Below are 19,410 nucleotides of genomic sequence, written 5' to 3'. Positions count from 1 at the left end.
CCCTGATTATCCTGTTCCGAAGAAAAACATCAGACGCAGGAATACTGAAAATTAAAATGACATTTAAATTAATTCAGAATGGATAATATTTTCTTTTCCTCACCATAATCCCCCACAACTGACCAGCTAATCGCGTTGTTTTTTACAACACCTTCCGGTAAGGGATATTTTTCTTCAGAAAACGGCGGGATATATGTTTTGTCCATTTTCAGTTTTTTCCCGTTAACGGAGGCCCAGCTGATATTCATATAGAAGTGTGTTGGATTACTGGCCGTGACCGTCTTTCCTTTAATTGTCCAGGTGACTTTGTCCGCCATATCCAGCGAATTGCCGTGTACAATCTCAGGGCGGAAAAACAGCTTGATACAGATTCCTGACAGCAGGCGGGTAGTCACGGAAAGGTTATCTCTGCCGACACTATCTTTTTCGCCTTCATCCCGTGTAGAGTCAGGCTCCGGAGGAATTGGCTTCACACAAATCCAGTTAATGGATTCGCGGTCTGCAGGGAAATGTCCACCTGTACGCATAATTCTCAGCGTATTACGCTGCCCACCGTCGAGACGAAAAAGAGGAGGCGTGATAATAAAAGGGGCTTCCTGCCGCATACTTTCATCCAGCACAACGGATTCAACAAGAAAAGGATGGTCGGCTGTATTATTAACGCTCAGGGTAACATGTTTACTGCCGGACGGATAAACCACGCGGGTTGCGCCAGTGCCTACCCCGTCAGAATGAGGTACCGAATTTCGCTCCGCCATAACAGCAGGAGATATGATCAGCCCTGAAAAAATAAAAAAGATTACAACTAAAAACTGATTTTTCACGTTATTTCCGTCTCCGGATTTATCAGGGAATGGATGCGTCGGTATTTTTCCCATTCTTCGGGTTAATATTCATCTGAATAAAAAATAAATACCGAAAAAGAAACCAATTCCAGCAATAAGCTGGGTGTTTTTAATTCTTCTGCGTGCAGTTATTTCATGTAAATAAATAATTATCGATCGTTATGATCGATAATTATCATCGAAATTACCGAAAGGGTGCTGCCCGCTGCAGATTTTGAAAGGGAGATTTGGTGTCTTTCCTGATCAGTCAGGCCAGATGTTGCGTCTGATGTATTGAGGCCATGAATGACACATGTGGCAGGAGCCTGCGAACGGGAACACCATGTCCATGGCGGGAGGCGAACGACTTCATGCCGCAGGTGTTCATACAGGTAGCCAGATACTGGATCTTTGGATCCATCTGAAAATAACTTTTCCTCATCATCATGTTTTTCCAGATAAAACCGGCCTCATGATGGAGGGGGGGGCTTTCCCGATGATTTATGACTGGTATATACAGCAGCAGACAGAAGCGGCATACGGCCTGGCGCTGGACGATGAGGATTTCAGCTGGCAGTTCCGGGGCGTTGCATCTGACCACGTTAACACCTTTATGCTGTTTGAACGTGAAAAAATGCTTGCGGTGATGGAAACCATGCTGGGTTCACTGGAATGTGATGAGGTGACGGTTACCCGCTGCCGGCAGGTACTGACGCTCTGGATAACCGGGCTGGATGCACTGGCCCGTGAACGTAACAGCAGTGAGCTGCTGCCGAGGGTACACCCCCACAGCAGCGGACAGACCGATCAGTTGCTGAGTGGTGATATTCGGCCGCTGCAATAGTGAGCTGTTTTTATGGATGTAAATGGAGGTTAAAACAGCGAGTCCATTTGGCTTTGCAAAAATCAATAACCCGTTGAAATGATAACAATCTTATTTGAAATATAAGGGAATTTAGGTTTGCTGGCTTTTTATCGTAAGATTAAAATGTCAGAAAAATTATATTTATCATAAGAATGGGTTGCAGATGATAATGCTGCTGGTTGATTTCTGTAGTTCTCTATTTTATGTCCGCACGAATGAGTTGTAATAATAAAAACCAAGAGAGACACTGTTTATAGTTTCTCTCCGGTTGAATTAATGACTAACTCTGATGGCTATCAAAGAAATGCTTGTGGAAATCATTTTTGTTGAATGTCACATTGGTGTTCTTTATAATCAAAAGTGTTTGATTTTATATCCATAATGGATATTTTACACCATAAGGAGGTGTTGGCATATTTATTGTTAAGAGTGATTTTGGCTAACTTCACATCATCCATCCCCTGATCTGTATATTTTACATTTTTCCCATGTCCGCCTTTGATAGCTGCATAAATATATGTATTATCATTGGAGTTGACATACGTAACTGCGTTGATGCCCCAGGTATCTTGTATAAATATATTTTTATATATACTAAGGTCAGCTTTGTTTTTTATATTAATCACACTGATTGTATTATCATTGAAATTAGCGGTGTACAACTCTTTTCTCTCAGGGTTAACAATGAGGCTGGTACTACCTACGCCGACAGTTTTGTTATTTGTAACAGTAGAAAACCCCTTAGCGGCTTTTCCTTTTTCAATTACATAAACATTATCGTACTTTATTTGGTTGGGTTTTATATTTTCTAGCTTAGAAAAAGACGCTGCATAAACTAAATTATCTCCTTTTACCAGAGCCATATAACGGGCATCGCCATTTTCTGGTTTACTGGCGTACAATGATTTGCTGATAGCTCCATCACTCAGGCTTATTTCATAAAGATCATTAGCTCCTGCGATGATTTTATCATTGGAAATTAATGCCGCTACAAGTCCTGGAAATGCTTTCGTTTGCCATACTTCTGTGCCTGAACTATTATATTTAGTAATTTTTTGCATTCCATCTGGCCCACCATGTTTCGGCTTTGACTCAGAAGATATGAAAATGTCACCAATGTCATTAACAAAAATGTAATGTGAGTTAAAAGTGTTCCTTTCTTTTTTTCCTTGATCAATCTCGATTGTATTAGTCAGTTTAGTACCATCTTTTAAGCTAATTATATCAAACGAGTTTCCTGTTAATAACTCACCTTCTTCGGTTTTGCGACTAACTGTATGTTCAGCAACTAATCTGTTATTCTTTTTATCAAAATCCAGACCATAAACATCATGAATACCATTAATAAATCCTTTTGCTTTAAGATTATCCAGTTCAAAGGCCAGAATACCAGCAACAGGGTTAGAACCTAATCTGTATCCCCAGCTCATATAAAGAAGATTACTTTTAGGATCAACCGCAAGTTGGTAAGCTGAACCTGATTTAATTGCATTCATATATTCGGCGCTTTCTGGCAGAGTGAGATTATTACCACCCTCATTGAATATATTCCGATTAAGTTCCTGTGCGCTATAAGCAGATATGCTGAAAAATGATAATGATAAACAAATTGCTGATGCTTTATGAATAAATTTCATGGTATTCCTCCGGGCATTTGTGTCATAAATTCATTGTTATAGTGAAAGGGTTAGTATCTATTGTTCATCAAAAGGTTTTCGAAACCGTGCTTTCATATGAGTTATTTCTATACTTATTGGGTTGATTTTCGGATAAGTTCTGTTCATCAATATCATTGATAGTAATTTATTTAAATTGTTATTCTATATAATAATGAATCTACTTTGTTACAAACTTTAAAATGATGAAGTAAAACGATACGTAAAATAATCAACTTCATTATACTTCGAAAAGATGGATGACATTTTTCAAAGGTTACAATATGTGTATAAAGCCTTCAGTTAATATAAGGGGAATAGGTATTTATAAAATTGCATTTTGGCATATCTGGACTCCGGTCAGTTTTATCTACCCGGAGTCCAGAGAGAAGAATCATTGAGAGTTAATTAAAACTCATATTCAACATTAGCAATAATTTGACGTCCTGGACCGAAATTAGCAAAGCTTGGGTAAAGAGTGTCATAATATTTCTTGTCAAAAATATTATTAATGTTTACCTGTAGCTTGGTTTGTTTATTAATATGATATTTTGCCATCGCATTTACCGTTGTATAGCCTGGTACAGAAGCACTATTAGATGTATTGGTATAAGTTTTGCCGGTGTAGGCCGCACCTGCCCCCAAAGATAACTGGTTCGTAAGGTTGTAATTTGTCCATAAAGAAGCGGACTGTTCAGGAGCGAGTGGCATTTTATTTCCAATTTCCGATGGCTTTGAGCTTTGGGTAATTTTTGTATCAAGTAGTGAATAGCCACCAAAAACGGACCAGTTATCAGTAATATTACCTTCGATATTAAATTCTACACCTTTAACTTCCTGTTCACCGATAGGTCTTGATTCATTCGGATCAACTGCGAAATGGCCATTTTTTTGCTTTGTATCAAACCAGGATACACCAAGCATTAAACGTTCCTGTAAAGGTGTCCATTTAACACCTACTTCAAAACTGGTGAATTTCTCAGGTTTGAAATTTTCTTTATTTTTGTCGCTGATGCCCCCCTGAATCGCATCCGAGTTAGCAGGGTTACTTGATGTACTCCATGAGCTATAAAGACTTATCGGTTCTAATGGGAGCCAGACAATACCTAGTTGATAGTTAAATAGTCCGTTTTTCGTATTAATATCAGACTTTGGGTTACCAAGGATATCTATATGTGTATTATAGTGGTCATATCGGCCACCGGCTGATAATATAATATTATCAGTTACGTCGACACTATCGAACAGATATCCGGAAACAGTATTGTTAGTCGTATGGGTTGCTGGATACGCTTTTTCCTGCTCCCATGATTTATGTCCAACCCAGGGGCTATGGGGATTCCATATACCTATTGGAGTACAGGTAAACGTCGGGAGTCCTTGACCAGCACAAGTAAAGCTTTTATTTTGTGAACGAATGTTCCATGATTTCCCCGTTACAGGATCATCCACTGTCAATAAAATACTGCGTCTTTTGTTTTCTTCATGAGTATATTCAACACCGGTAGAAATTTTATGGAGCATGGAGCCTAATGTAAATTGATTACTCAAATCTGTCAGGTTGCTGAATGTCTTAGTCCGAAAATCACCGCTTTTACCCTGAAGGAATAGCAGGTCAGATTCCCCCTTTGTCTTGGAAAAAGTCGGGCTGGTTGCAATAAATTGTTGCGTCGTTTTGGAATACAACGTTGTATTTTTGATAGAGGCACCATTAGCAAAATCATGATTAAATACTATTTCAGGTGTATCTACACGATTACTAATATAATCACGATTCTTTTGCCCATAAAAAAGTCCACGAGGAGTTTCAAGTAACTCACCTGTTTTCTTATTGAATGGAGTGGAATAATCCGGCATATCATTAGAATACAAATGGTAGTAACTTAACAATAATGAAGTAGCATCGTTAAATGAAATCAACAAAGAAGGTGCAACTCCCCAGCGGGAATAATCTACCAGATTTCTTTTTGGTTTGTCATTCTCATGCCACATTAAGTTTACGCGAGCCGATATATTATCGCTTAATTCCTGATTGGTATCGATTGTTGCTCTTCTGTAATTATCTGAACCCAGCCCAAGAGAGGTTTTTGTAAATGAATTTCCGATGAATGGTTTTTTGGTTACTATATTTATACTTCCACCTGCATTGCCTCGACCATTATAAACTGCCGATGGACCTTTTATAACCTCCACATTTTCTATATCAAATGATTCTCTGGATTGTGAAGCTGTATTACGAACTCCATCGAGAGTTACAGCATCCGTTGCATCAAATCCTCTTAACGTTGGATGATCACCACCAGGACGTGCAAGTGCGTCTCCACTCTTAAAAGATATTCCGGGAACATATTTTAAAGCATCAATGAGTGAAGCCGAATTTGTATCCTGTATTAGTTTCTGTGGAATAACCACAATTGAGCGAGGGGTGTCTTTTATTGGATCAGCAAACTTTGCAACATTGTCCATAGAATTATTCATATATTCGCTTGAGCCTGTAACCAGCATTGTTTCTTCAGCATGGACAGACAATGAATATCCAGAAGTCGCAGTGAAAAGTATCAGATAAATAGGTGAGAAACGCATCATAATGTTAGATATCTCTAGATAATGAAAATAATTCTCATTATTGATACTTATTGCAGGCTCAATATGTCAACTACTATTCATACTTGATGAAGGGACTGTAGTTTATATCGTCAGAGAAGGTTTCTTTTGAATAAAATCATAAGGTTACGCTTTGGTTATGCGGAGTGAATTAATTCTTCAGTGTCTGGTTTACGTTAAAAATGAGCAAAATTTAATTCAGTAAAAAACACTTATTTAACTTGTCATTTTTAAGCTACAAGTGATAAGTGGAAAGTAAGTGCGTGCTGCCGGATAATCGTTACGAAGCTACGGTTTGATAACTAACTTTCTTACTCTTCATCGGGGACAAATGACGGTGGAAGTAATTGAGGCAGTGGCGGTTGAGTAAATAGCATAAAGCCACGCTGGTCAAAATCGTGGTCTTCCATTTCTTACGCTGTACCTCGAGTACAGTCATTTAACAGCGATTTTAAACTGGCTTTAACAATCGGCTGCCGTCTCAGCGCGACCGGGACGGCTGTCAGGCAATACCGGCAACAAACCACCCGGAAAACCGCTCCGATCGCGCCGGATTATTTTTACCACTTTGATGGTTATGCAGCCAGGGGTATCACACCAGATTTCGCCGAAAATAAACCGCCTAAATTCTGAAAGGGTACTTTTTCCTCCCTCTCCGGTGAATCAACTCAGGGATATCTGCCGGTTGCAGTCCATAAATTCAGCGTAGCATGTGAATTTATACAGATAATTATATTAATTTATTGTTTATAAAGGTCTTTTTTTGAGAAAGATTGATCAGGTCTGCAACTTATTTCACGACCACGTACTCAGTCGTTTGTGAGCAACCGTTTTATCCTTACCAGGTAATATCTTTATAAAGAAAAATAAATAAGGTATTGATTATTATATAAAAATAAAATTCGTAGTTTTTTTGTAACTGCATATGATAATGATAATAGTTACCATTAACTAAACAATATCAATATGAATAATATGCACATACAAAAACTCCACTTCTCATTGTTCACCCTGACTCTGATTGCCGCGACTACCTCTGCCGAGGCAGCCACGCAGGCTGAAGATACAGTTGTCGTAACAGCATCAGGATTCGAACAGCAGCAAATCAACGCACCAGCGAGTGTTACTGTCATAACAGCAGATCAGTTAAAGAAAAAACCTGTATCTGACCTTATTGATGCTGTTAAAGGCGTAGAAGGCGTCAGTATTGTTGGTGGAAATGAAAAACCGGATATCAGTATTCGTGGTTTAGGTGGAGACTATACTCTCATTCTGGTCGATGGACGTCGCCAGAGTGGGCGTGAATCACGACCGAATGGAAACGGTGGTTTTGAAGCAGGCTTTATTCCTCCAGTGGAAGCCATTGAACGCATAGAAGTTATACGTGGCCCAATGTCATCACTTTATGGTTCTGATGCTATGGGGGGCGTTATTAATATTATAACTAAACCTTTCAGTAAAGAATGGCATGGTGCATTGGGTGCAGGAGGAATAATTCAGGAGCACAAAATTTTTGGCAATTCGACAACAGATGATTTTTATCTGTCAGGGCCAGTTATAAAAGATATTCTTGGGCTGCAACTTTATGGTGGACTTAACTATCGTAAAGAAGATGCTGTTTCAGAAGGTAAACCAAAGCGCGATAATAAAAATATTACCGCAACTTTATCATTTACTCCTACAGAAAATCAGCAGTTTATTTTTGAAGCCGGGCGTAATAATCAGGTACAAACATCTACACCCGGAGAATCAATCGATGCTTATCAGATGCGCGGTAGCCTGAAGCAACAAAACCGAAAACGAGAAACACACAATGAGCGGAATCATTGGGTTCTGTCCTGGAAAGCACATGGTGATATCCTTAATCCCGAAGTCAGTATCTATCAGGAAGATATCATCAGAAAAATAAAACAGGGGAAACAGGATAAGAATAATCACTGGAATATGGCTTATGATGCCCGCAGACCTGAAATTACCAATACTGTTGTGGATGCAAAAGTAACAGCATTTTTACCCGATAATGTTCTTACCTTAGGGGGACAGTTCCAGTATTCCAAACTCAGGGATGATTCTGCTACGGGTAAAAAAACGATTAAAAATGAATCTATCACGGCTCAACAAAAAGCACTTTTTGCTGAAAATGAGTATTCAGTAACAGATGCTTTGTCTCTCACCGGAGGTCTGCGACTTGATAATCATGAGTTTTATGGTACTCACTGGAATCCAAGAGCTTATGCAGTCTACCACTTAACGGACACTGTTACTGTAAAAGGAGGAATAGCCAAAGCGTTCAGAGCTCCATCACTCCGGGAAATCAGTCCCAACTTTGGAACATTGACACAGGGTGGTGCGTCCATTATGTATGGAAATCGGGATCTTAAACCTGAAACCAGTGTCACTGAGGAACTTGCTATTATCTATGATGGTGATAATGGTTATACAGCAAGTGCCACTATATTTAACACTGATTTTAAAAATAAACTTACTAATTATGATATAAATGTTAAAGATCCTGCGACAGGATTGAATACTTTCGTATATGATAACGTAGGGAAAGCAAATATCAGGGGTGTGGAACTTGCTGCAACGGCTCCAATTGCCGAGTCCTGGAAACTTACCACAAACTATACTTTTACAGACTCTCGTCGTATGAGTGATGATGAAAAACTAAAGAATGGTAAATCCCTCAAAGGTTATCCTTTAGAAAGAACACCAAAACATGCTGCAAATGCAAAACTTGAATGGGAATTAAACCAAGATGTAACGCTGTATACCAGTGCCAACTATACAGGTAAGCAAGTTTGGGCAGCTCAGCGTAATGGTGCCAATCAACCGCGTATACGTAAGGGGCTTACAACTATGGATGTTGGTATGAACTACCAGATAATGCCTAATGCTTTACTTAATCTATCCGTAATAAATGTTACTGACAAGAAAAGTGAAGAAATAAACAAAGTAGATGGCAACTGGCAGGTTGATGAAGGCCGTCGCTATTGGGCAAATGTGAGGCTGAGTTTTTAATCTGAATGAATAGAATGTAAATCGTGTACTAATTTCTTATTATCATACGCTGTTAAGCTGTCTATAAACAGAAATATAGTGTAACGAGACATCAGGTTGCCTTATGGGGGTAATCCCCCCTTAAGGCATATTTTCCACTAGTGAAAATGCTAAATGAAGTATGCACGTTGTATGTCATTAATTCCGTTAACGATATCTTTAATACGTATGAGATCAGCTGTTTCACCAGTTCGTTAGATAACGATACCTTTAGGCAGTTAAGTTTCCCACAGTTTTTTATACGATTGGACTGTTTTATCCCGAACGGGCCAGGCACTGGATTAAGGTAACTTCAACACTGCTCCAGTATTGAGCGGTTCAGGTATATTTATATCCTAAATAAAGATAAATAAAATCTACATGATTCTCTTTATAGTAATAAGTGTTAAAGATTATCACTTTTATTATTAAGGGCTCAATAAGCAGGAGTGCAAATGAAAGTTTCCGGTTCAGGGGCTTAAGTCGTGATGGAGGACTATTTTATTAACATTTTGTTTGAATTTTAACCTGTCAAACGGTGTGATTATTCACATATCACTATGTGATTATTTATTTATGTTATCTCCAAATTGTTGAACTTCATGAACTGAAAGTGTTAAGCATAAGGGAATTTATTTTATTTATATTTATGCGTAGGAGACGTAAATGGCTTTTTCCTGGAATAAAGACCGGATTAATTATCTGCGTGAAAACGCCGGAAAACTGAGAACCCGGGAAATTGCGGAAGGACTGGGGACTAATGTCACAGTCATCCGTAACATGGCTGCAAGACTGAAACTGAGTCTGCGTGTTAGGGGGTTTACACATGAACATGTAGAGGAGGTACATAGGCTGTATGCGTCACCGGAAAACATTACGGTCAGAAATATCGCTATACAGACGGGACTTTCGCCGGGGATTGTCAGTTATATTCTTTATTCAGGAAGGAGTACGGCCTCATCCTGTTATGAGCGTGTGGAGTATATTGAGTTTGAAACGACAAACGGCAGAAAAGTCAGGGTGGAGAAAGCGCTGATTGATACCGCTCGTACTCCTCCAGAAACCCTCTACGGAGATAAGGATGCGTATGATATCTGGCTTCAGGATGGAACTCGATTCGTAGCCAGAAACCTGTATTTCTCTGAGCAGATAACCGCCCGGAAAACCCGGGGAAGGCTGGTGTAAGCGGTTGAGGGCCTGACATGCCGTTATTCCTGAGTGGTTAGGAAGGTTCAGTGTGCCTGGGGGCTTTATCCTGCAACCTGAACAAATTGACTTCATGATTTAACTACCCAGCCAACTGCTGCAGAGTCTTCACCCGACTGGTGAGCTGCCCGGCTATCTCGTTATTCTGCTGAGTTATCCGTTCTGCTTCACTAACGGCTACTCTGGCCTTCTGAATACCTGGGTCTGTTCTTCAGAGCTCACAGCGATCTTGCCTATAGCACAGGAGATGATGTTGATGGAGTCCGCCATTGCGTTCATGGATAACTAAGTATTTTCAGCCAATGTTACACCTGCCTGTATAAGGGAGATGCTATTAAGTTGTCGGGTATGTTTGTAACGATAAAAAATACAGTCATACATTACAGCGAAAAGAATGTCACAACGCTGGCTTTTCTGGGCAATAAGTGCCTGGTTTTGTCGTTTTCCCACGCTCATTTTATGTGTGTAGTAATCCCGGGAGGTCAGGAACCCTGAGCACGGCGAAGGCCTGCAAAAGTAGCGAGATGTGCAGCATCCGCAACCAGAGTCTAAAATGAGGGATTAATAATGGCATTACCCTGGGCAAAGCGCGTAGTCCTGGAAAGAAAAATAGCCCGTTGGGTGTGGGAGGAGAAAAGAGCGATTACGCTCCCTGATATTGCAGAACATTTCGGCATTGATGTACCTTCTACCTGGAAAATTGTGCGTTCAATTTTGCGCAGAACTGACGGGATAAAGTGTTCCCTGGAAGCTCGGCAGGACGTTGACAATAGTGGAAATAAGGTAATATTTGAGTGTCTGGAGGTTCATGAACTTCCTGACAGCTATCAGCCATTCATAAGCTCTTAATCATTTTAGTTCCAGGTTTCCTTTTGTATGTGACCAGAAGTTGTTACGGTTGCTTAATCACCATCAGATATTCCGGTTCTCTGACAGAAATGGCAGGAATAAAATAGCGTTGCGCGTTGTCCCGGAAAAACGGGGATTTTTGCGTAGTCTTACCAGGGGGGAATATGACCGGATGCTGCGGCCGCATGTTTATTTCTTATCTTACGGTTTACAAATCATCGCAACCCCTTTATGTTATGATATAACATAAAGGGGTTATCATCATGTCATCCAGTCTCTTTTCTTCTTCCTGTGTGCTGAGGCTTTCCTTTGCACTTCTTCTTCTGGCTGTGCTGTGGTTCGCCACAATATGGGCGGTGACACTGCCATGATTGAACTCAATCACCTTATCGCCGGTTATGAGCAGCAGGCAATCACCCCTTCTTTAAGCGGTGTTATTGAAACGGGAAGCCTGACAGCTGTTGTCGGGATGAATGGCTGTGGTAAATCCACCCTGCTGAAAACCCTTGCAGGATTTATTCCCCCGGTCAGCGGTACCCTGACCTGGACAACAACACGTCCGACAGTGGGCTGGCTGGCTCAGCGGCACGCTCTGGAATCACAGTTTCCGCTGACTGTTCAGGATGTGGTCAGTCAGGGCGCGTGGCCATCTGTTTCACTTCTGCGGGGGCTGGATGCAGATATGCGTAAACGTATTGCGGATGTGCTGGCGCGTCTGGGACTGGAGACAATGGCAAAAACTCCGATTGAGACGCTGTCAGGTGGTCAGTTCCAGCGGATGCTTTTCGCACGCATTATGGTCCAGCAGGCACCACTGGTGATGCTGGATGAACCCTTCACAGGTGTAGATGAAGCGACTTCTAACGACCTGATGGCTTTAATTCTGGAAATGCATCAGCAGGGACAGACGGTGCTGGCGGTATTACACGATAATCAGCGTGTCACCCGCTATTTTCCCGAAACCCTCTGGCTGGGGCCATCGGTATACCACTGGGGGGAGACGGCAATGGTTTCCGGAGTGACTGTAGCATGATATGGCATCTCTTTTTCCAGCCGTTTATTGAATTCGGCTTCATGCGTCGCGCACTGGTAGTATGCATTGCGCTTTCAGTCAGCACTACATTACTGGGGGTATTCCTGCTGTTGCGACGCATGAGTCTGATGGGGGATGCACTATCGCATGCGATTTTGCCTGGCGTTGCCGTGGGCTATCTTGTGAACGGTATGTCGTTAATGGCGATGACGTTGGGTGGATTCGTAGCTGGTATCGCTGTAGCCCTGATCGCAGGGTGGGCCAGTCGCCGGACTCCGTTAAAAGAGGATGCCAGTTTTGCCGGTTTCTATCTGAGCTCACTGGCGCTGGGTGTGACACTGGTATCACTGCGAGGCTGCAGTGTTGATCTTCTGCATCTGCTGTTTGGTTCCATTCTTGCGGTCGATCGTGATGCTGCGATTTTTGTCGCATGTGTTGCCAGTATCACGCTCATCTGTATGGCGGTTTTTTACCGCGCCCTGGTCAGTGAAGCTTTCGACAGTGCCTGGCTGGAAGTGAATGCCCGTTGGGTACCGGCTCTCATTCATGGTCTGTTTCTGGCGTTACTGGTGCTGAATCTGGTAGCGGGGTTTCAGGTCCTGGGTACGTTGATGGCTGTGGGTGTGATGATGTTGCCAGCTGTTGCCGCCCGTTGCTGGACTCACACATTGCCGATGATGCTGATGCTTTCATCTTTACTTGGTGTACTGTGCGCCTGGCTGGGACTCAGTCTGTCGTGGTCAGAAGGCTTACCTGCCGGCCCCTCGATAGTGCTGACCGCCAGCGTATTCTTTTTTATTTCTGTGTTCTTTGGTACTCGCAGCAGGCTGGGTGCAAGTCTGCGTGCGCTTTTTTAAGGAGAAAGTGAAATATGAAACGTACGGGGATTGTGCTGGCTCTGGTTCTGGGCATTATGGCTCAGGAAGCGGTGGCCAGAACGCTGAATGTCGTGACGAGTTTTTCGGTTCTTGGGGATATGGTTCAGCAGGTGGGAGGTGAGAATGTACATGTCACTTCCCTGGTTGGGCCGGACGGAGATCCGCATACCTTCGAGCCATCGCCAAAAGACAGCGCGATGTTAAAACAGGCTGATGTGGTGGTAGTTAACGGCCTGGGCCTGGAGGGTTGGCTGGATCGCCTGGTCAAGGCCTCAGGTTTTAAAGGTAAGCTGGTTGTTGCCTCTGAAGGCATTCAGACACACTCAATGGAAGAGGATGGAGAAATGGTCACGGATCCTCATGCCTGGAACAGCGCAGCTAATGGAGTGCAGTACGCCGAAAATATCATGCGGGGTTTGATTAAGGCCGATCCACAGGATGAAGCCGCGATTACTACTCGCGGTACAACATATATTGAACAACTCAGACAGCTTGATAGTTGGGCTAAAGAACGTTTCAGTAACATCCCGACGGTAAAACGTAAGGTTCTGACCAGCCACGATGCGTTCGGATATTTTGGCAAGGCTTATGGCGTTACCTTCCTGGCTCCGCAGGGATTATCTTCAGAAAGTGAAGCCAGCGCGGCAGATGTTGCCGCCCTGATTAAGCAGATGAAGGCCGAGAATATTCAGACCTGGTTTATGGAGAATCAGCTTGATCCGCGTCTGGTAAAACAGATAGCAGCTGCCACTGGTGCGCATCCTGGCGGAGTATTATACCCAGAAGCGCTTTCTGAACCAGGTGGGGTGGCGGACACTTACGTGAAAATGATGCGTCACAACGTTGATCTCATTGCTGACAGTCTGAAATAAAGGCCATAACCTGGAACGATGACTGGCCATTGAAAGTTCAGAAACCAATAATCAGGATGGTCCGAAAGACGGACTTTCCTGATAAGCGCGAATCGGCGCTGTTTTTTTAAAGCCCTAAGGGTATATCCATTGAAAATAAACGAATGCAGGGAGTTTCTGTGAGTTTTAATATTTTAGAAAAAAGAAATTAATTGACTGGAATTTGTTAATGATAGTTTTTCTGGTGTTTTGTTCTTTCAGAATTTCTCCCTGTATTTAAAATTCTACTCCCGTATAAACTGATAGCATAAAATCTTTTTGCAGTGGCGGGGGAATGCCACTGCATCTGAGGGATAAATGTACATCGTGCTTGTGGCAACATGCCGGTTATTCCATGGCGGTTTTTTTGATTGCCCGTGATGGAGGATGACACATTACGCACTGATAGCCATGTATGGGCTCTCCTGCATGGGTTATAAATTTCCCCCCACATTTACAGCAGGGGGTATAATCCAGCATTCCTGAGTCAACAAACCGCCTAAGTATCCACGCACGGGTAAGGGACAGTATTTCTGTATTACCGGCATATTTTAAATAAACGCGATAGGCCAGGATAAGAATTTTTATTGATGACTCACCGGGGGACTGTTTTTTTATGTTGTCAAATATATTGCAGAACAGGGATGAGTGAACATTATGTTCCCAGTTCATAAACCAGTCAGCTGAAAAGGGAAGCATACCTTTAGGCGGTGAAGCCCCCCGCAATTCTCGGTACAGCCGGGTCATTTTGCCCCGGCTGAGCCTGACGCTGTTTTCCAGTAACTGCATCCGGGCACCTAGAGATATCAGCTCAATGGCCAGTTGGGTGTCCTCCAGTTCCTGGAGGATACTTTCAGATGCCATGGTATCCTCCAGTTTCTGTGAGGCACAGCATTGCTGCATGCATGGGGGTCAGATGATCAACCCGGGAATCTGCAAGCAGACATTCCAGGGCGACGGGGTTCTGAATACGCAGGGTGAATATAAAATGCGGATGTGTGGACAGCTTCTGCAGCTCTTTTTCGGTCATTCCGCCAATGATGCCGGCAACCCGGGCATTCAGTCCCAGCCTGAACATGGCAATGCTTTTGTCTTTTAACAGCATTTTTTGTGCCAGGCTTAACCAGGTATAATTCATTTCATACAGATTCTTTTCTGTATTCATCAGGGGGCTCCTCTTCCTGCCACGTGAAGTTAAAATAAAATGTGGACACTGTTCACGGAAAGTATAAAAGGTTGTCCTGTGAATTAATAACCACAGGTTTTTGAATTGAATTATATTTTTCTATCTGTGATATATTCTTTCAGTGCAGGTCTGTTATCAGGTTTTTTAATTTGTCCGTTTCCCTGGAGACCATTTTATTCATATCCAGTTCAAGAGTATAAGGCTTGCCCTTTATATCATCTGAAGACTTGAGCGGGACGACAGACTGTACATTTTTGCGTATGATTTCGGTTCTGTTATCCGGGAGGATTGCGCAAGTATACGGGGGAAAACAGCCGGCGTAAAATAAAGTGGAATTGTGAGCTTTATCATAATCGGTGCCTCTTCAGGTGTTACGGCGAGGATAATACCAGTAAATGCATATTATTCGCCCTGTTTTTTCTGTGGATGATAAGAGTATGCGTGGCCCTTTTCCAGGGCAAGAGAATTTTGCATCTTAATAAAAATTATTTTCAATTCCGGGTGGGTTTTAGTAATTGATATTGTTTTTGTTTATCCTGACGATTTGATGTTTTTTTTATTTTTTGTTTTACATATAAAATATTTGCAACCTGATGGCGCGCATCCGGGGCTGAATGCTTTGAAACCGAAGGTGGTCCAGTTTTAAGTTTGTTCTTCAGACAGAAGAAACTGTGGAGGAGTATTTATTGCGGGCGAATTCTGGCGGAAGTTAACATACCGCAGAATATTAAGTGGGGCTCAGGTCATGAAAACTGCTAAATCAATGCAGTAGCGTCTCTCGCCCCACCCGGGCGCTACGATCTGAAAGAGTCAGTCCTTTGAGTTTTGCGTGTCCTGCAGTAAAACCACATGATGCTGTATCTGGCCAATCAGTCCCACAAGTCGCTGGCTGAGCATTTCAAGTTTTGCTAATACTGAGGACAGCTCACTGAAGGGCATCTTCTCAATACCCTTATCAATGAGTTCGTTTATAACATCATGGTAACGGGTATGAATCTCACCGAGCGACAGATATGCGGGTAAATGAGCGTATATCTGTTTACCCCTGCCATCGTACCATTTACCCAGCGCGCAGGTTCTTGCACTGACCATTTTCAGGCTTTCATTGTCATGCCCCCCCAGAATAATGGCCATAAATATACGCTCACGCCAGAGAAAGTGTTTGACCATAATTACAGACAGGTCAAGCAACTCAGCTGAGTATTTGTGGCTGGATGACAATCTATACATCTTTTCTGCTACCCATGAAGATGTGTCTTGTATTTCCCTGAGGGTATGTAAAAGTGATTTTTTTCTTCCTGGAGTAAGCAATCCGTCATCCTCATTATCCTGGATTTCTTCGACACCCGCTTTCCGCTCCAGTCGCCTGATTGTTAGCCTGCTTTTATTCGTACAAGTTTCAAGCTCACCAGCGAGTCTTTTCTGTTCAGCACTGAAGCTTTCCAGATTTACACAGACATTGCTGAGATTTTCGGTCAGATTACTGATACTGACCAGTTTACTTTGCTGGAGCCGATAAATATGCTGCAGTTTTTCTGTGCTCTCAGGTGCCATAACCACTCCATACGTCAACAATAAGAACTGTCATTTGTTATCTCTTATAAACTTAATAGTTTTCAGTCTATTAATTCACTTCAATAAAGTCATTGGGTGAAAACATCTGGGCTACCTTATGACCACCAGATGCATTTTTTAAAACGTATAATATTTCTCGTATCGATCGATATATTCGATCGAAGCATTCAATAAAAACGAAACAGGACAGCACGCGTCTGGATTATCCGGGGGTATTGGATACCTTCTGTAAGGAGAGTATGAAATCTATGGTTCCCACTATTTTTGTAACACTGATTTGATTTAGATGGGCTTACTTCAATCTATCCCGCGTCACTATTGGCAAAAATGTTCGCACCTCTATGAATTCCGCGCCTGACGGAACTTAAAAAGTGTCTCCTGATGGAGAAGGATAATTGTGATGTTATTGACAGGTTGTTGAGTGGGTAAGTGAACAGTTTCACGAACCTGTAGCAATCGGAATGCCCGTCGCACAGCTATCGCGCATGATTGCATAATGTTGCTGAGAAAACTGGCGAAGCTATACGTCATTTTTTTAGTTCAGATACGTGCTACGGTAATTGATTTTTCCCTTCTGCAGGGATTAGCCTGTTTATAGTCTGTAAATACGCCTGTTCTTGAATATTTTAACTTCTGAATGATCAGAGAGGTTAATAGTTCTGTTGAGGTATTAATATTGCCTGAATGATATTGATGACATCCGGTTACCTTTGCCTGTAGTGGGGAGGTGATGTGACTACGGATATGACAGGAGATAATAAATCATGAAGATAAATTTTATTGAAATTACACGGCAGGCAGCTGATTTGGAACGTCAGAGATTGTTTCAACAAGCCGGACATTTATGGAAAAAAGCGTTTGTTGTAGCCAGACGTGATGCGAATGCTGAGTATTGTCGCCGTCGGGCAGATTTTTGTCTGAGCAGCATGTTTACGAGAGGTTCACAGGTATGTTGATTCAGTAATAACAGGATAAACAGAGAGGATAATAACGTGGAAGGAAAAGAGAAACGACCGGCCAGAAACAAAAGTGCGATGACTGCGGGTGAAATTCAGGCAAGAGATTATGCCAGCTGTAAGCTGGCTCGTCAGTTCTGGAGTCTGCTATACGGTGCCCGGATGAAAAATAGGATTCAGGTAGCTGGGGACCAGTGAATTTTAGGTTTCGGGTTGCAGTCAGCGATTTTTTTATATTTAAATTTTTTTGAAACATAAATTTACAAAAGTATCCTGTACCTCATCCCACTGCAATAAATAGCTTCAGGAGCGTTAGTGATAACAAAATGCGTTAGTGATAACAAAATCTTCTGACAGTTCATTCTGATGAGGGAAATATAATGAAAAAGTTAACAGTGGCATTATCTGCAGTGGCAGTAACGGTTATGATGGCAGGGATGGCTGATGCGGCAGAGGTTTACAATAAAGATGGCAATAAGCTCGATCTTTACGGTAAGGTCGATGGTCTGCACTATTTTTCCAAAGATAAAGGCGATGACGGCGATCAGTCCTATGTCCGCTTTGGTTTTAAAGGCGAAACCCAAATTAATGACCAGCTGACGGGGTACGGTCAGTGGGAATATAACATTCAGGCCAATCATGATGAAGATGATAATGGTACCAAAGGAAACGCCACACGCCTGGCATTTGCCGGTCTGAAGTTTGCTGACTTTGGCTCTATTGATTATGGTCGTAATAACGGGGTTATTTATGATATCGGGGCCTGGACAGATGTGTTGCCTGAATTTGGTAATGATACGTATGAAGAAGCTGACAGATTTATGACCGGGCGTGCAAACGGTCTTCTGACGTACCATAACACTGATTTTTTTGGCCTGGTTGACGGGCTAAATTTCAGTCTGCAGTACCAGGGTAAAAATGGCGGTGATGGCGAAAGTAATAATGGTAAGGACCGTGAAGTAAAAAGCCAGAATGGAGATGGTTATGGTATGTCCGTAACCTGGGAGGGTGATGCCGGGTTTGGTGTGGGGGCTGCTTACAGCAATTCTCGTCGGACTAAAGATCAGCGCAGCAATGAATACAGTTCTGATGGTAAGCGGGCAGAAGTATGGACTGGCGGCCTGAAATATGATGCCAATAATATTTATCTGGCCGCCACTTATGCACAGACCCGAAATATGCAGTGGGCTGATATTGATCAGGACAGCCGGATTGGTACCGACCTTGCGTTAAACAAGGATGCTGGCGCTTTCCTCAGTAAAACTGAAAACTACGAAATTGTAGCACAGTATATGTTAGATTTTGGACTACAGCCTTCAATTGCTTACCTCCAGTCCAAAGCAAAAGATACGGGTAAGTACGGTGATATTGACCTGGTGAAATATGTTGATGTTGGTGCCACTTATAACTTCAACAAGAATATGTCCGCCTATATTGACTATAAAATCAACCTGCTGAAAGACGATAACCCGGCAGGTCTGAGCACTGAAAACATTGTGGCAACCGGTCTGGTGTATGAGTTCTGAAAACTGATACCCGGAAAGATATTCAGGTCATTACCCTCGATCTGAATATCTGTTATTATTTTTGGTTCATTTTTTGGACGCTCAGGGGCACTGAATAGTGCCCCTTTTTTTACTACTTTGGGTAAGATGATATATAGGGTATAAATCGAAAGAAAATCGCTATAAAGAGATATTATAAAGTCCTTTTTTCTTTCGAAGCCAATCAGTTTTGCGGTAAGCGTCGTCTCTGCACCGTCTGGCTAACTTTTGACATACTGGACAAAATATCCACCACTAAATAATAGTGGGTGATAAAAATGTCAGATATACAGAAAAATGCCACAC

The 19,410-nt window shown here is 42.2% G+C and carries 15 protein-coding genes; 9 read left to right on the top strand and 6 right to left on the bottom strand.

Annotation, left to right across the window (positions count from 1 at the left end; genetic code table 11):
* Positions 1-68: 68 nt before the first annotated feature.
* The gene (locus HV477_RS25240; RefSeq protein ID WP_065311336.1) at positions 69-824 is read right to left on the bottom strand and encodes a molecular chaperone; all 756 of its coding nucleotides are present in this window, start codon (positions 822-824) and stop codon (positions 69-71) included.
* Positions 825-1,137: 313 nt separating this feature from the next.
* Between HV477_RS25240 and HV477_RS25235 the strand changes: the two genes are divergently transcribed.
* A complete protein-coding gene (locus HV477_RS25235; protein WP_023222328.1) occupies positions 1,138-1,668 on the top strand; it encodes a hypothetical protein in 531 nt (176 codons plus the stop codon).
* 338 nt (positions 1,669-2,006) lie between these two features.
* Here HV477_RS25235 and HV477_RS25230 read toward each other — a convergent pair whose 3' ends face one another.
* On the bottom strand, positions 2,007-3,326 hold the full coding sequence (locus tag HV477_RS25230; protein WP_175065519.1) for a YncE family protein: 1,320 nt from the start codon (positions 3,324-3,326) through the stop codon (positions 2,007-2,009).
* A gap of 426 nt (positions 3,327-3,752) precedes the next feature.
* Entirely contained in the window at positions 3,753-5,930 is a 2,178-nt protein-coding gene (locus tag HV477_RS25225; RefSeq protein ID WP_175065518.1) for a TonB-dependent siderophore receptor, read from the bottom strand.
* 984 nt (positions 5,931-6,914) lie between these two features.
* Here HV477_RS25225 and HV477_RS25220 point away from each other — a divergent pair.
* The 6 genes from HV477_RS25220 to HV477_RS25195 all read left to right on the top strand — a co-directional run bounded on the left by HV477_RS25220 (position 6,915) and on the right by HV477_RS25195 (position 13,825).
* Positions 6,915-8,969 carry an IreA family TonB-dependent siderophore receptor gene (locus tag HV477_RS25220; RefSeq protein WP_175065517.1) on the top strand — a complete coding sequence of 685 codons (2,055 nt, stop codon included), beginning with the start codon at positions 6,915-6,917 and terminating at the stop codon, positions 8,967-8,969.
* A gap of 684 nt (positions 8,970-9,653) precedes the next feature.
* Positions 9,654-10,172 (top strand): hypothetical protein, encoded by a 519-nt coding sequence (locus tag HV477_RS25215; protein WP_001750811.1) that lies wholly within the window; start codon positions 9,654-9,656, stop codon positions 10,170-10,172.
* A 588-nt stretch (positions 10,173-10,760) separates the two neighbouring features.
* Positions 10,761-11,042 carry a hypothetical protein gene (locus tag HV477_RS25210; RefSeq protein WP_079919812.1) on the top strand — a complete coding sequence of 94 codons (282 nt, stop codon included), beginning with the start codon at positions 10,761-10,763 and terminating at the stop codon, positions 11,040-11,042.
* 367 nt (positions 11,043-11,409) lie between these two features.
* Positions 11,410-12,075, top strand: a complete 666-nt coding sequence (locus HV477_RS25205; protein ID WP_023222323.1) for a metal ABC transporter ATP-binding protein — start codon at positions 11,410-11,412, stop codon at positions 12,073-12,075.
* Positions 12,072-12,932: a metal ABC transporter permease gene (locus HV477_RS25200; protein ID WP_175065516.1), complete on the top strand. Its 861-nt coding sequence runs from the start codon at positions 12,072-12,074 to the stop codon at positions 12,930-12,932. Before HV477_RS25205 ends, HV477_RS25200 begins: the two co-directional genes overlap by 4 nt.
* A 14-nt stretch (positions 12,933-12,946) precedes the next feature.
* A complete protein-coding gene (locus HV477_RS25195; RefSeq protein WP_175065515.1) occupies positions 12,947-13,825 on the top strand; it encodes a metal ABC transporter substrate-binding protein in 879 nt (292 codons plus the stop codon).
* Positions 13,826-14,191: 366 nt separating this feature from the next.
* On the opposite strand, the gene flhC is transcribed toward HV477_RS25195, so the two are convergent.
* The 3 genes from flhC to HV477_RS25180 form a co-directional block, all read right to left on the bottom strand.
* Positions 14,192-14,707, bottom strand: a complete 516-nt coding sequence (gene flhC, locus HV477_RS25190; RefSeq protein ID WP_175065514.1) for a flagellar transcriptional regulator FlhC — start codon at positions 14,705-14,707, stop codon at positions 14,192-14,194.
* Entirely contained in the window at positions 14,697-15,008 is a 312-nt protein-coding gene (locus HV477_RS25185) for a flagellar transcriptional regulator FlhD (RefSeq protein ID WP_001750805.1), read from the bottom strand. The genes flhC and HV477_RS25185 overlap by 11 nt, the downstream gene beginning before the upstream one ends.
* A gap of 831 nt (positions 15,009-15,839) precedes the next feature.
* Positions 15,840-16,583, bottom strand: a complete 744-nt coding sequence (locus HV477_RS25180) for a CZB domain-containing protein (RefSeq protein WP_023222319.1) — start codon at positions 16,581-16,583, stop codon at positions 15,840-15,842.
* A 785-nt stretch (positions 16,584-17,368) separates the two neighbouring features.
* Here HV477_RS25180 and HV477_RS29110 point away from each other — a divergent pair.
* Both HV477_RS29110 and ompC read left to right on the top strand, forming a co-directional pair.
* Complete coding sequence (locus HV477_RS29110) at positions 17,369-17,560, top strand: ANR family transcriptional regulator (protein ID WP_134949847.1); 192 nt, start codon at positions 17,369-17,371, stop codon at positions 17,558-17,560.
* A 380-nt stretch (positions 17,561-17,940) separates the two neighbouring features.
* Positions 17,941-19,086 (top strand): porin OmpC, encoded by a 1,146-nt coding sequence (ompC, locus tag HV477_RS25170; protein ID WP_023222317.1) that lies wholly within the window; start codon positions 17,941-17,943, stop codon positions 19,084-19,086.
* Positions 19,087-19,410 lie beyond the last annotated feature (324 nt).

The sequence above is a fragment of the Salmonella sp. SG203 genome, assembly GCF_013350575.1.
GTDB classification, from domain to species: domain Bacteria; phylum Pseudomonadota; class Gammaproteobacteria; order Enterobacterales; family Enterobacteriaceae; genus Salmonella; species Salmonella enterica.
This window is presented reverse-complemented; position numbering and strand designations above follow the sequence as displayed.